We start from the raw sequence: 12,485 nt of genomic DNA on the forward strand, positions 1-12,485 counted from the left end.
GCGGCGGTCGGCGGCGGCCGGTCCCTACACCTGCGAACCCACACGGACCTCGAAGGTGCCCAGGGCGTCGGCGTCGACGAACAGCTCGTCGTTGGCCGCCAGCGGGGGTGTGGTCACCGGCAGCAGTGCGCGGATCCGGCCCGGCCCGGCGGCCAGCCAGGCGTCGGCGGGGTCGACCAGGCCGCGGCCCAGCTCCCGTTCCTCCATCTCCGCACTCACCCGCAGCGGACCCGCGCCGAGCTCGTCGGCGGTCGCCAGGACCGGGCCGAGGCTCAGCTGCACCGGCCGCCCGTCGTCGTCCAACCACAGGCAGGCCGGCGTGTAGGCGAGCACGGACCCGTCACGGGAGTTCACCGCGGCCACGCCGACCCTGGCCGAGTCGGCCGAGGGGTCGACGGCGTCGTCCACACCGACCACCAGCTCGGGATGGACCTCCCACCTGTCGTCGCCCGCGCGCACCGGTACCAGCGCCCGCGGGAGCACCGGAGCGCACATGCGCGCCTCGGGCTCGACGATGATCTCGATCGGGGACGCCACCGCACGCGCGTGGGCCTCGGCCAGGACCGTCGGTCCCGCGTCGAGCAGGTCCGTGAGGCGGTCGTCGCCGGGCAGGCCCAGCACGTCGCCGTCGTCGAGCGCGGCGGCGCGTTCGCGCCCGCCGCTCGGCGACAGATAGGTCACCCAGCGCACTGTCTCGCTCCTCGTCCACCCGTGACCCGTCGGCCCCTCATCGGGCGGCGGTCGAGTCGTGTTCCTTGCCGGTTCCGGCGCAACCGCGGCATGGCTCGTCGATTCTCAGCCAGACGATCACTCCGCTGCCGTCCCGGTGCGGCTGTTCGGGCCGCCACCACCCTGTCCCTGAACAGAACCGGCAGTCGACTCCGTCCCGGTCGCACCATCCGCACGAGGTGATGGCGCACCGGTCGTGTGTCGGTTCCCGCGTCGGGTCCATGTGCTCCCACCGTCTCCCGCCACATCGCAGCAAGCCTCGCACAGTCGCGGTGCGCGAGTCCAGCCGTGAGCAGGCCGAAGGCCCCGCAAGCATCCGGGGGCGCCCGTTCTGCCCGGTGCCGGACGGCGGCGGTCCCGCGGGGGACGGGCGGCGGGCGAGGGCGCGGGCGGGCGCGGACTATCCGGAGTCGCGCATCACCAGGTGGGTGTCGAGCACGACCGTCTCGGCCTCGGCGCCGCCCGGGATCGCCACGTCCACGAGCAGTCGGGCCATCTCCTGCCCCATCCGGACGGTGGGCTGGTGGACGGTGGTGAGCGAGGGCTCGCTGTGCTGGGCCATGACCGAGTCGTCGAAGCCGACCACCGCGACGTCGTCGGGCACCCGCACCTCCCGCTGGCGCAGCACGCGCAGCGCGCCCAGCGCCATCAGGTCCGAGGCCACGAAGACGGCGTCGGGCGCTCCCCCGGCGTCGAGCAGGCGTTCCATCGCCTCGGCGCCGCTCTCGGCGGTGAAGTCGCCCTGGGCGACGAGGCGCTCGTCGACCCCGATCCCGCTCTCGCCCAGGATCTCCTGGTACCCGCGCAGGCGCTCCAGGCCGGCGTTCATGTCCATGGGGCCGGTGATCGTGGCCACCCGGCGCCGCCCGGAGTCCACCAGGTGTCTGGTGGCCAGCCGCGCGCCGCCGACGTTGTCGATGTCGACCAGGTAGGGCGTGGGTTCGGCCGGCGAGTGCGGTCGGCCGCCGTGGACGACGGGGACGCCCGCCTCGGCGAGCCGGGTCGGCAGCGGGTCGTCGCGGTGCATCGACACCAGCAGCGCGCCGTCCACGTGGGAGCCGCCGAGGTAGTCGCCGATCCGCTTGTGCTCGGTGTCGGTGCGGGCCGTGGTGAGCATGAGCTGCAGGTCGCGCTCGTGCAGGACCGAGCTGACGCCGCGGATGATGTCGGCGAAGAAGGGGTCGGTGAACAGCAGGTCCCGGGGCTCGGACACCACCAGGGCGATCGTGTCGGTGCGCCGGGTGACCAGGGTCCGGGCCGCCTGGTTGGGGCTGTAGCCGAGTTCCGTGATGGCGTTGTGCACGGCTTCGCGGGTACGGGGGCTGACCTGGGCCGACCCGTTGATCACCCGGGAGACGGTTCCTCGGCCCACGCCCGCGCGTTCGGCCACCATCTCCAGGGTCGGGCGACGCCGACCATCACCGCTCTTGGCCACAGGGAAACTCCTTGATCAGGTTCCGCCGCCCCGGTCCGTGACCGGGGCGGCGGTCGTTGCGCGATCGCTGGACCCTACTTCACCACGGACGCCCACGTCGGGCGGCCAGGCGGGGTCGGCGACCGGTCCGTCGCCCTATTCTCCCGCGCCGGCAGGAGTGGCGGTGGTGTCGGGGAACCTGCCGGTCCTGGCGAGTTCCGCGTACCAGTGCCCACTGTCCTTGACGGTGCGCACCTGGGTGTCGTAGTCGACGTGGACGAGGCCGAACCGGCGCGAGTAGCCCCACGCCCACTCGAAGTTGTCCAGCAGCGACCAGGCGAAGTAGCCGCGCAGGGGGATCCCGGCGTGGATGGCCTCGCGGGCCGCGCGCAGGTGGCCCTCGTAGTAGGCGAGGCGGTCGGGGTCGTGCACCGCGCCGTCCTCGGACACGGTGTCCTCGAACGCGCACCCGTTCTCGGTGACGTAGAGGTCGATGCCGCGGCCCTCCCCCGCCAGCCGCTGGAGCACGTCGAACAGGCCGGTGGGGTCGATCTCCCAGCCCATGTGGGTCACGGGCAGGCCCTGGGAGACGTGCACCTCCTCGGGCTCGGCGCCGAGCCAGGCCTCGCCCTCGCCGCTGACCAGGTCCGGGTCCAGGCCCTTGGCCGAGGCGGCGACCCACTCGGGCGTGTAGTAGTTCACGCCCAGGAAGTCGATCGGCACGGAGATGGTCTCCAGGTCGCCGTCCTGGACGAAGGAGAAGTCGCTGATGGCGGCGAGGTCCTGGACCACGTCGGCGGGGTAGCGCCCGTGCAGGACCGGGTCGATGAAGAGCCGGTTGCGCACACCGTCGGCGCGGCGGGCGGCCCGCGCGTCCTCGGCGCTGGGTCCGTGGGGGCGGATGACGGCCTGGTTGTGGGCCATGCCGATCTTGGCCGGGCGCCCGGTGGAGCGGATCGCCTCGGTGGCCAGGCCGTGGCCGAGCAGGAGGTGGTGGGTCGCGGCCAGGGCCGCCTCGGGGTCCTTGTGGCCGGGGGCGTGGTGGCCGTCGTAGTAGCCGAGGAAGGACGCGCACCACGGCTCGTTGAGGGTCATCCAGTGCTCGACGCGGTCGCCCAGGGCGTCGGCGACGACCTTCGCGTAGTCGCGGAAGCGGTAGGCGGTGTCGCGGGCGGGCCAGCCGCCGGCGTCCTCCAGGGTCTGGGGCAGGTCCCAGTGGTAGAGCGTGGCCCAGGGCTGGAGGCCCTGCTCCAGGAGCTCGTCCACCAGGCGGTCGTAGAAGGCCAGGCCGGCCGGGTTGACCTCGCCCGAGCCGTCGGGCACGATGCGCGGCCAGGCGATGGAGAACCGGTAGGCGCCCAGGTTGAGGCGCTTCATGAGCGCGACGTCGTCGGCGTAGCGGCGGTAGTGGTCGTCCGCGGGCTCACCGGTGTCACCGCCCAGCACCTTGCCGGGGGTGTCGCAGAAGGTGTCCCAGATGCTGCGGCCGCGGCCGTCAGCGGTGGTGGCGCCTTCGATCTGGAATGAGGCGGTGGCCGCCCCCCAGAGGAAGTCCTCGGGGAACTCGTTGCTGTTGCTCACTGCTTGGGACGCACCTTCCAGGAGAGACTGAGGGCTTGGGAGCGCTCCCACAACGGAAGCAGAACGGCACCGCGAAGTCAATCGATGGTTTCGCCGCCGCAACGCAAACGTTACTGGCCGGTCGGAGCGGCGGACCCGCTCCGACCGGCCATGGAGCCGTGTCTTCTGGCGTCCTCGCAAGCTCGGACGCGCACTCGGGGCGCCGGGAGGCCAGTGCTCTTCGGCCGAGTGCGTGCTGGGCGCTCGTTCCTCGCTTCAGCTACGCCCACGGCCTGCAGAACACTGGCGCGCCCCGAGCCAACCCCCTGGGGTGAGGGTGAGCAGGCCGGCATCCCAGGGGGACGGCCTCCCGCGAGGGACGGCCTCACTCCGAGGGCGTGCCCTCGGCCGGGATGACGATGCCCTGCCAGCGCTCCTCCATGAAGTCGCGCACCTCGTCGCTGTGCAGCAGCTCGTCCAGGGTCGCCAGGTCCTCGGAACCGGCGTCCTCCGAACGCACCACGAGCCCGTTGGCGTACGGGTTGTCCTCGCTGCTCTCCCAGGCCAGGGCGTTGGCGCTCTCGGGCAGGCCCGCCTCGAGGGCGTAGTTGCCGTTGACCACGGCCGCGTCCAGGTCCTCCAGCGACCGCGGCAGCTGCGCCGCCTCGACCGGGGTGACCGAGACGCCGAGCGGGCTGTCCTCGATGTCGTCGACCGAGGGCGTGCCGCCGGCGTCCTCGGACAGGGTGATCACGTCCTCCGCCGCGAGCAGGTCCAGCGCGCGGGCCATGTTGGCGGCGTCGTTGGGCACCCCGATCTGGGCGCCCTCCGGCAGGTCGGCCAGGTCGTCGACCTCGTCGGCGTAGATCCCGAACGCCTCGACGTGCACGTCCGACACCCACGACAGGTCCGCGTCGGGGTTGCCCTCGAGGTACTCCTCCAGGAACGGCACCGTCTGGTAGTAGTTGGCGTCCAGCTCGCCCTCGGCCAGGGCCGCGTTGGGCTGGTTGTAGTCGGTGTACTCCACCACCTCGACGGACAGGCCCGCGTCCGCGGCGAGGTTCTCGTCGACGAACTCCAGGATCTCGGCGTGCGGCACCGGCGTGGCCCCGATGCGCAGCGTGGTCAGGCCCTCCTCGTCGGCGCCGCCGCCCTCGCCGCGCTCGCTGGGGCTTCCGCACGCCGACAGCAGCAGGGCCGCCGCCGTGACGGTCGCCGCGACCCCGGCCGCACGTGTACTCGCGCTCCTGATCATCTGTTTCCCTTTCAGGTGAGTTCCAACGGGTCCGGGGGGTCGGGTGGTGGTGGGGGTCGGGGGTCAGCGCCGGGCCAGGCGGCGCACCCACAGGTCGCCGAGGCTCTGCACGACCTGGACGACCACGATCAGCAGGATGACCGTCGCCCACAGGTAGTGGTCGTTGAAGCGCTGGTAGCCCTCGCGGATGGCCAGGTCGCCCAGGCCGCCGCCGCCGATCGCGCCGGCCATCGCGGAGTAGGAGATCAGCGTGACCACGGTCATCACGAGTCCGGCGATCAGCCCGGGCAGGGCCTCGGGCAGCATCACCTTGGCGACGATGGTGACCCGGGACGTGCCCATGGCGTGCGCGGCCTCGATGACCTCGCGGCCCACCTCGCGCAGCGCGGTCTCCACCAGGCGGGCGAAGAAGGGGATGGCGCCGATGCTCAGCGGCACGATCGCGGCCGTGGGGCCCAGGGTGGTGCCGACCAGGAACCGCGTCAGCGTCAGCACGGCGACCATCAGGACGATGAACGGCAGCGAGCGGCCGATGTTGACGATGCCGCTCAGCACGGCGCGCACGACCGGCGAGGGGATCAGCCCGCCGCGGTCGGTGGCGACCAGGAGCACGCCCAGGGGCAGGCCGATGAGCACGCTGAACACGCTCGCCCACCACACCATGTAGACGGTGTCCAGGGTGGCGAGCCACAGGCTGGGCCACATTTCGGGCCAGGCCTGGAGGAAGGCGCCGAGGGCGCCCAGGGGGCCGCCGTCGGCAGCGGTGTCGGCCAGGGTCTGAACGGGGGTCATGGCGTGCGAAGTCACTGTCGGGCCTCCTCGACCAGCAGGCCGTGCTCGGCCAGGTAGGACAGGGCCTGGCCCCGCCGCGAGCCGCGCAGGTCCACGATGAGCCGGCCCACGGACTGCCCGGCGACCTGTTCCACGCCGCCGCCCAGGATGTTCACGTCGACGTCGAAGCGGCGGGTGAGCTCCGACATCAGCGGCTCGTCGTAGGAGCGCGGGTAGGTGATCACGACCGTGTCGGGGCCGCCGCGGTCGGGCAGCGGGAAGAGGGAGCGCGCCAGGAGCGAACCGGGGGTGCCGATCAGGTCGAGCACGCGTCCGGACTCGCGGAACTCGCCCGCCTCCATGATCGCCGCGGAGTCGCAGATCCTCTTGATCACGTCCATCTCGTGGGTGATCAGCAGGATGGTCAGCCCGAGCTCGTCGCGCAGGCGGCGCAGCAGGGCCAGGATCGAGTCCGTGGTGGCGGGGTCGAGCGCGGAGGTGGCCTCGTCGCTGAGCAGGACGTCGGGACGCGAGGCCAGCGCCCGCGCGATGCCCACGCGCTGCTTCTGGCCGCCGGAGAGTTGGGAGGGGTGGGCGCGGGCCTTGTCGGCGAGCCCCACGAGTTCGAGGAGTTCGCCCACCCGGGCCCGGCGTTCGGTGCGCCCCACTCCGGCGACCTCCAGCGGGAAGGCGACGTTGGCCGCCACGGTGCGCGAGGCCAGCAGGGCGAAGTGCTGGTGCACCATGCCGATGCGGCGGCGCGCGGTGCGCAGGCCGAGGCCCCGCAGCGAGGTGAGGTCCTCGCCGGCCACGCGCACGGTCCCGACGTCGGGGCGCTCCAGGAGGTTCACCGTGCGCAGGAGGGTGCTCTTGCCGGCACCGCTCTGGCCCACGACCCCGTAGATCTCGCCGGGCTCGACGCGCAGGTCCACCCCGTTGAGGGCGGTCACCCGGCGCTTCTTCAACCTGTAGACCTTGTGCAGGCCCACTGCGTCAATCACGGTCTTCCCATCGACGTCTCAGCGGTGGAGTCACGGCACCCGGTGGCGGCACACGGGGACGCGAGGACTCAGCGTGGGGTTGACGCCCACGTCAGAGCGTACGGAGGGCCCGCCACGCGGACGGCGGCGACGCGCCGGGGCGCGGCGTGCGGGCGGGCGCTCCCCAAGGCGGGGAGGAGGTGCGGCGGCGGCCGGGCGGGGGGCCGCTAGAAGTGCGCTCGACAACGGCCGCCGGGGGCCGGACGACACCACCGAGTGGTGTGCGCCGGAGCCGCGGCGGGGCTGGACGAGTCGTGCGCTGAAGCCTTCACGGACACCAGCCAACCACGGCTCCAGGGTTCCGAACACCAGATCCGGCGACCGATATCGGGTAATTTATGCCACATCGTGGCTTGTCAGAGCCGTGAGGTCGATCGAGGCAGCCCCGATCTTCGCGTGAGTGCCTACACTCATTACCGTCCCATGACTCTCGCCCCCGTGAACGGCGTGCGCGAGAGAACGGGCCCCGGCCTCCCCACGGGCTCCCGGGCCCGGCCGGACAAGACGAGTATCTGCGCCCACCGCGCTCTCCGCGTCCGCGGCGGGCGCACATGGGCACGAGGAGCGACCCACCGTGCAGTCCGACGACCTGAACAGAGTGGACGAGGCCTCCGCGCGCGGCGACGCGGCGGACCCCTTCGCCGACTTCTGGGCACCCGACGCCCGTGTCTGGACCTGGGCCGACGCCGTCGACGCGGTCCTGCCGCGTACCCGGCGGCCCGCGCCCGCCGGGCGTACGCGCACCGCCGCGGCGGTCGTGGCACTGATCGGGGCGATGCTGGTCGTCCCCCAGTCCCCCGCGCTGGCGGCCGCGCCGAGCGAGCCGCAGGAGAGCCTGGACTCCCTCCGCGAGCGTGCCGGAACCCTGAGCGAGGAGTACCAGGGCGAGCTGCGCGACATGGAGGGCGTGATCGAGGACGCCGAGCGCGCCGAGGCACGCGCCGAGGGCACCCGCGAGGAGGTCGCGGAGGCGAGCGAGATGGTGCGCTCGTTGGCCGTGGCCACCTACACCGGCAGCGGGATCGACCCGTCGCTGTCGCTGTTCGTGGACTCCGAACCGGACGAGGTCATCGACCGCGCGATCGTGGTCGACTACCTCTCGACCAGCAACCAGGACAAGATCGACCAGCTGAACCAGGCGCTCTCACGCGACGAGGTCGCGCAGGCGAACGCGAACGAGCAGCTGGAGGAGGTCGAGGCGGACCTGGACGAGCTGGACGAGCGCCGTCGCGAGGTGCAGCGGATGATCGCCGACTACCCGGTCCAGGAGATGGGCGGCCAGTACAACGTCACGCCGCGCACCGAGCAGATGCGCGCACTGGTGATCGAGCAGTTCGGCGAGGGCCGCGACGTGGGCGGCGTGGGCTGCTACCGGCCGGTCGGCGGCTGGATCGTCGGCGAGCACCCCAAGGGCCGGGCCTGCGACTTCATGGTGGACGCCAACGGTTCGATGCCCCCGCAGGAGGAGATCGACCGCGGCTGGGCGATCTCCGAGTGGGCCCGGGAGAACGCCGAGGACCTGGGGATCATGTACGTCATCTACCGCCAGCAGATCTGGGACGTCCGCCGAGGCGACACCGACTGGCGTGACATGGCCGACCGGGGCAGCATCACCGAGAACCACTTCGACCACGTGCACATCTCGATGTTCTAGGGCGTGGAGCCGGATCCGGAGCGCGGTCCCCGCGGTGGCCGGATCCGGCCACCCGCCGGGCCACGCGGTGACGCGTCCGCGTCGCCCTGGCGCGCTCCGTGATCGCGAACCGGTCCGCGCGAGCGGACCCCGGCCGACCACGGCCGATCACGACCCTGGTGAGGCTGCCACCTCTACCCTGGCCCTCGCCCGCGCGTCCAGTCCCGAACGTCACGATTGCATTACGCCGGGCGGCTCCACGGGCCTGAGCAGCACAAAACGGTGACGATTGCCCCCTCTACCATGCCCCTGGCCCTGCTCGACGACATCCCGCCCGGTTAGGATGCATCAGGTTCCGGCCCCTGCCCGCGAGTAGCGACCCCATCAGGCTCCGCGTCGGCGGTCGGTGCCCCCGGCATTTCCGGGGGCCTCCTCCACACACGGGGAAAGCCAGCCCGCCACCCACCCGCTCTCGCCCGCGGACCGGTGACCACGGGAGGCGACCTCCCCGCACGATTCCCGCGTCTTTCTCGGTCAGCCGTGAACGGGCGTAAATCGTGAGAACCCAGGGCGGCGCACACGCGTCCCAGACAACACGGTCAGCACATCACCGGGCGAGGGGAGCCATGAGCGAAAACGGACCTTACAACCAGCCACCGCAGAATCCCTACGGTGGTGGGGAGCCCGGCCCGGGCCAGCCTCCCTACGGCCAGCCCCAGGGCGGCATGCCCTTCGGCGGCGACCCGAACACCGGTGGCCAGCCCGGCTACGGCGGCTACGCCGGCGGGCAGGACCAGGGGATGTACGCGGGCGGCCAGCCGCCCTACGGCGGGCCCGGCGGGCCGGGTGGCCCCGGCTACCCCCCTCCGCCGCAGCAGCCCCAGGGCGGCGGCGGCAGCAAGGCCGGCCTGTGGGTCGTGATCGGTGGTGGCGCGATCATCATCGTCCTCGTCATCGCCGTCCTGGTCATGCTCGTGACCAACGGCAATGACGGCGGCACCGAGGTCGCGGACCCGCAGGTCGAGGCCTCCACGGGCGAGACCGGCGGCGAGGAGGCTCCCGAGGGCGACGACACCCCCGAGACCGACGCCGAGCCCAACGGTGAGCCGCCCTACGAGGTCCCCACCGAGCCCTGCGAGGCCTTCACCGAGCAGGTCCAGTCGGACTTCCTGCTGACCGAGGGCGGGACCAAGTCCGTCCAGGACAACACCTCCTCCTGCAGCAGCCTGCTGGCCGACCCGCCCGAGGGCAACCCGGCCGACGGCTACGCGAGCTTCGACATCTCCTACCAGGTGCCGTACTCCGCCGCCGACTCCGTCGAGGCCGCCACCGACGACTTCGAAACGGCGCTGCGGGACGTGACCGGCCAGGCCGACTACACGAACTACATCGCCGACGGTCTGGACGAGAACAAGGAGATCGACCTGGGCGACCAGGCCCAGTACGTGACCACGGTCTACGACTACGTGGGCACCGAGGTGCCGCAGGCCGTCGTGCTCATCCGCACCGCGAACCTGAACGTGCGGATCGAGTACCAGGTCAACCCGCCCTTCAGCGACGAGGACGCGGAGGTCACCCTCCCCGACAACGTCGAGGACATCATGATGGGCGCCGCCAACGAGGCTCTGGCTCTCGTCGGCACCTGATCGGACCGAGCGAACACTGGGGGCCGCGGCGCGATGCCGCGGCCCCCAGTGCTTTCTGGCGCCCTCGCAGGCCCGCCCGCTCTCGCCCTAGCGGGTGGTCGCGAGGTCGGCACGGACGCGGCGGGCGGCCTCGACCATGTTGCGCAGGGCCTGCTCCGCCTCCGCGTAGCCACGGGTCTTGAGGCCGCAGTCGGGGTTGACCCACAGCTTGTCCGCGTCGATGTGGGCGACCGCCAGACGCAGCGACTCCTCGATCTCCTCCACCGAGGGCACCCGCGGGGAGTGGATGTCGTACACGCCCGGACCGATCCCCCGGCGGTAGCCGCGACGGCCCAGGTCGGCCACCAGCTCCATGCGTGAGCGGGCGGCCTCCACACTGGTGACGTCGGCGTCCAGCGCCTCGATGCCGTCGACGATCAGACCGAACTCCGAGTAGCACATGTGCGTGTGGACGGTCGTGGTCGGCGCGACGCCGCTGGTGGCCAGGCGGAAGGCTCCCACCGCCCAGTCGAGGTAGGCCTGGCGCCGCTCCCGGCGCAGCGGCAGCAGTTCGCGCAGCGCCGCCTCGTCCACCTGGATGTGCCGGATCCCGGCGCGCTCCAGGTCGGCGACCTCGTCGCGCAGGGCCAGCCCGACCTGGCGGGCGGTCTCCCCCAGAGACTGGTCGGTGCGCACGAACGACCAGGCGAGCATGGTGACGGGACCGGTGAGCATGCCCTTGACCGGCTTGTCGGTCCGGCCCTGCGCGTAGGTGATCCACTCGACCGTCATCGGCTCGGGGCGGGAGACGTCCCCGTAGAGGATCGGCGGGCGCACACAGCGGGACCCGTAGGACTGCACCCACCCGTACTCGGTGACGGCGTAGCCACGCAGCCGTTCGGCGAAGTACTGGACCATGTCGTTGCGCTCGGGCTCGCCGTGCACGAGGACGTCCAGGCCGATGTCCTCCTGGAGGGCGATGACGCGGTCGATCTCCTCACGCAGGAGCTTGGAGTAGTCCTGGTCGGCGAGCTCGCCCCGGCGGTGGGCGGCGCGGGCGCGGCGCAGCTCGGGGGTCTGGGGGAAGGACCCGATCGTGGTGGTGGTCAGGCGCCGGTCCGTGGGCAGGCCGCGCACCTTGGTGCGGCGTACCGCCTCCGGGCCGAGGGCGTCCAGACGTGCGCGTACACGGGCGTCGGTGAACGCCGGAGGGCTGGTGGGCGCCGTGTCGTCGGCCCCGCCGCCGTCGGAGAGGATCCGGGCGAGCCGGGCCGCCTCCGCGGCCTTTTGCCGGGCGAAGGCCAGCGCCCCCCGCAGCTCCGGATCCAGGGCGGTCTCGGCGTCCAGGTCCAGGGGCACGTGCAGCAGGGAGCAGGACGTGCCGACGGTGAGCTCGTCGGTGAGGGCGAGCAGCGTGCCGAGCGTGGCGACGGCGGCCCGGATGTCGGTGCGCCAGACGTTGCGCCCGTCCACGATCCCGGCCACCAGCCGGGTCCGGCCCAGACCGGACACCTGGACCAGGTCGTCGACGGCCTCGTCGTCGGTGACCAGGTCCAGGCCCACCGCCTCGACCGGGGACTCCTTGAGCACGCGCAGGGCGGGCGCGCCGATGGAGCCGAAGTAGGTGGACACCAGCAGGGCGGGGCGCTCGGTGAGCGACCCCAGCCGCCGGTAGACGCGCTCCAGGCGGTCGGTGGCGGCGCGGCCCTCGTCGGTGGCCAGGACGGGCTCGTCGAGCTGGACCTCGGTGACCCCCGCCGCCCTGAGCTCGGCCAGGAGGACGGCGTAGGCGTCCAGCAGCTGGTCGAGCAGGGAGAGGGGGTCCCAGCCCGCGGGGGCGTCGTCGGCGGTCTTGGCGAGCATGAGGAAGGTCAACGGCCCGAGCAGGACGGGACGGGTGTGGAACCCGGCCGCGGCGGCCTCCCGGAACTCGGCGACGGGCTTGTCACCGACCAGGCGGGGTCGGGTGCTCGGGGACAGTTCCGGGACGAGGTAGTGGTAGTTGGTGTCGAACCACTTGGTCATCTCCAGGGGCGGCGCGCCCTGCTCGCCGCGGGCCATCGCGAAGTAGCGGCGCAGCTCCTCGTCGCGGTCCCGCGCCGCGGCCGGGGACGCGAAGCGCGCGGGGACCAGGTCGAACAGGACCGCGGTGTCCAGGACGTGGTCGTAGAAGGAGAACGTGTTGGAGGGCAGGTCGTCGACGCCCGCCGCACGCAGTTGGGCGAGGGCGCCGGAGCGCAGGTCGGCCGCGACGGCGTCGAGTTCGCCGGCGCTCAGGGCGCCCTTCCAGTAGGACTCGCAGGCGCGTTTGAGTTCGCGGCGCGGGCCGATCCTCGGGTAGCCGTGCACGGTCGAGCGCACGGGCGGCCGTGGGGCCTCGGGGGTCGTGGTCATGAGCTTCTCTCCCTCGTCGAAGGTCGGGACCCGACCGAGGGGGGAGGAAGGACGCGGGCACGCG

Annotated in this window: 10 protein-coding genes; 2 read left to right on the forward strand and 8 right to left on the reverse strand. The window is 72.5% G+C overall.

All coding sequences use genetic code 11. The features are described from left to right. Positions 1-24: 24 nt before the first annotated feature. The 7 genes from DFP74_RS28150 to DFP74_RS28180 form a co-directional block, all read right to left on the reverse strand. Positions 25-690, reverse strand: coding sequence for a hypothetical protein (locus tag DFP74_RS28150; protein ID WP_121186336.1), 666 nt, complete (start codon positions 688-690; stop codon positions 25-27). A 37-nt stretch (positions 691-727) separates the two neighbouring features. Continuing rightward, a complete protein-coding gene (locus DFP74_RS34720) occupies positions 728-952 on the reverse strand; it encodes a hypothetical protein (protein WP_082376967.1) in 225 nt (74 codons plus the stop codon). 177 nt (positions 953-1,129) lie between these two features. After that, positions 1,130-2,164 (reverse strand): LacI family DNA-binding transcriptional regulator, encoded by a 1,035-nt coding sequence (locus tag DFP74_RS28160; protein WP_121186338.1) that lies wholly within the window; start codon positions 2,162-2,164, stop codon positions 1,130-1,132. Positions 2,165-2,299: 135 nt separating this feature from the next. After that, entirely contained in the window at positions 2,300-3,724 is a 1,425-nt protein-coding gene (locus DFP74_RS28165; RefSeq protein WP_121186339.1) for a GH1 family beta-glucosidase, read from the reverse strand. A gap of 364 nt (positions 3,725-4,088) precedes the next feature. After that, complete coding sequence (locus tag DFP74_RS28170) at positions 4,089-4,958, reverse strand: MetQ/NlpA family ABC transporter substrate-binding protein (protein ID WP_121186341.1); 870 nt, start codon at positions 4,956-4,958, stop codon at positions 4,089-4,091. 63 nt (positions 4,959-5,021) lie between these two features. Then, complete coding sequence (locus DFP74_RS28175) at positions 5,022-5,750, reverse strand: methionine ABC transporter permease (protein WP_121188580.1); 729 nt, start codon at positions 5,748-5,750, stop codon at positions 5,022-5,024. Between the two features lie 11 nt (positions 5,751-5,761). Further along, the gene (locus DFP74_RS28180; RefSeq protein WP_121186344.1) at positions 5,762-6,718 is read right to left on the reverse strand and encodes a methionine ABC transporter ATP-binding protein; all 957 of its coding nucleotides are present in this window, start codon (positions 6,716-6,718) and stop codon (positions 5,762-5,764) included. A 625-nt stretch (positions 6,719-7,343) separates the two neighbouring features. On the opposite strand from DFP74_RS28180, the gene DFP74_RS28185 reads away from it, so the two are divergent. Next, positions 7,344-8,423 carry a hypothetical protein gene (locus tag DFP74_RS28185; protein ID WP_233571196.1) on the forward strand — a complete coding sequence of 360 codons (1,080 nt, stop codon included), beginning with the start codon at positions 7,344-7,346 and terminating at the stop codon, positions 8,421-8,423. A 605-nt stretch (positions 8,424-9,028) separates the two neighbouring features. Next, positions 9,029-10,048 (forward strand): DUF3558 domain-containing protein, encoded by a 1,020-nt coding sequence (locus DFP74_RS28190; RefSeq protein WP_121186346.1) that lies wholly within the window; start codon positions 9,029-9,031, stop codon positions 10,046-10,048. An 87-nt stretch (positions 10,049-10,135) separates the two neighbouring features. Here the strand turns inward: DFP74_RS28190 and metE are convergent, their stop codons facing one another. Beyond that, positions 10,136-12,421, reverse strand: a complete 2,286-nt coding sequence (gene metE / locus DFP74_RS28195; RefSeq protein ID WP_121186348.1) for a 5-methyltetrahydropteroyltriglutamate--homocysteine S-methyltransferase — start codon at positions 12,419-12,421, stop codon at positions 10,136-10,138. Positions 12,422-12,485 lie beyond the last annotated feature (64 nt).

It is taken from the genome of Nocardiopsis sp. Huas11 (assembly GCF_003634495.1).
Classification (GTDB): Bacteria; Actinomycetota; Actinomycetes; order Streptosporangiales; family Streptosporangiaceae; genus Nocardiopsis.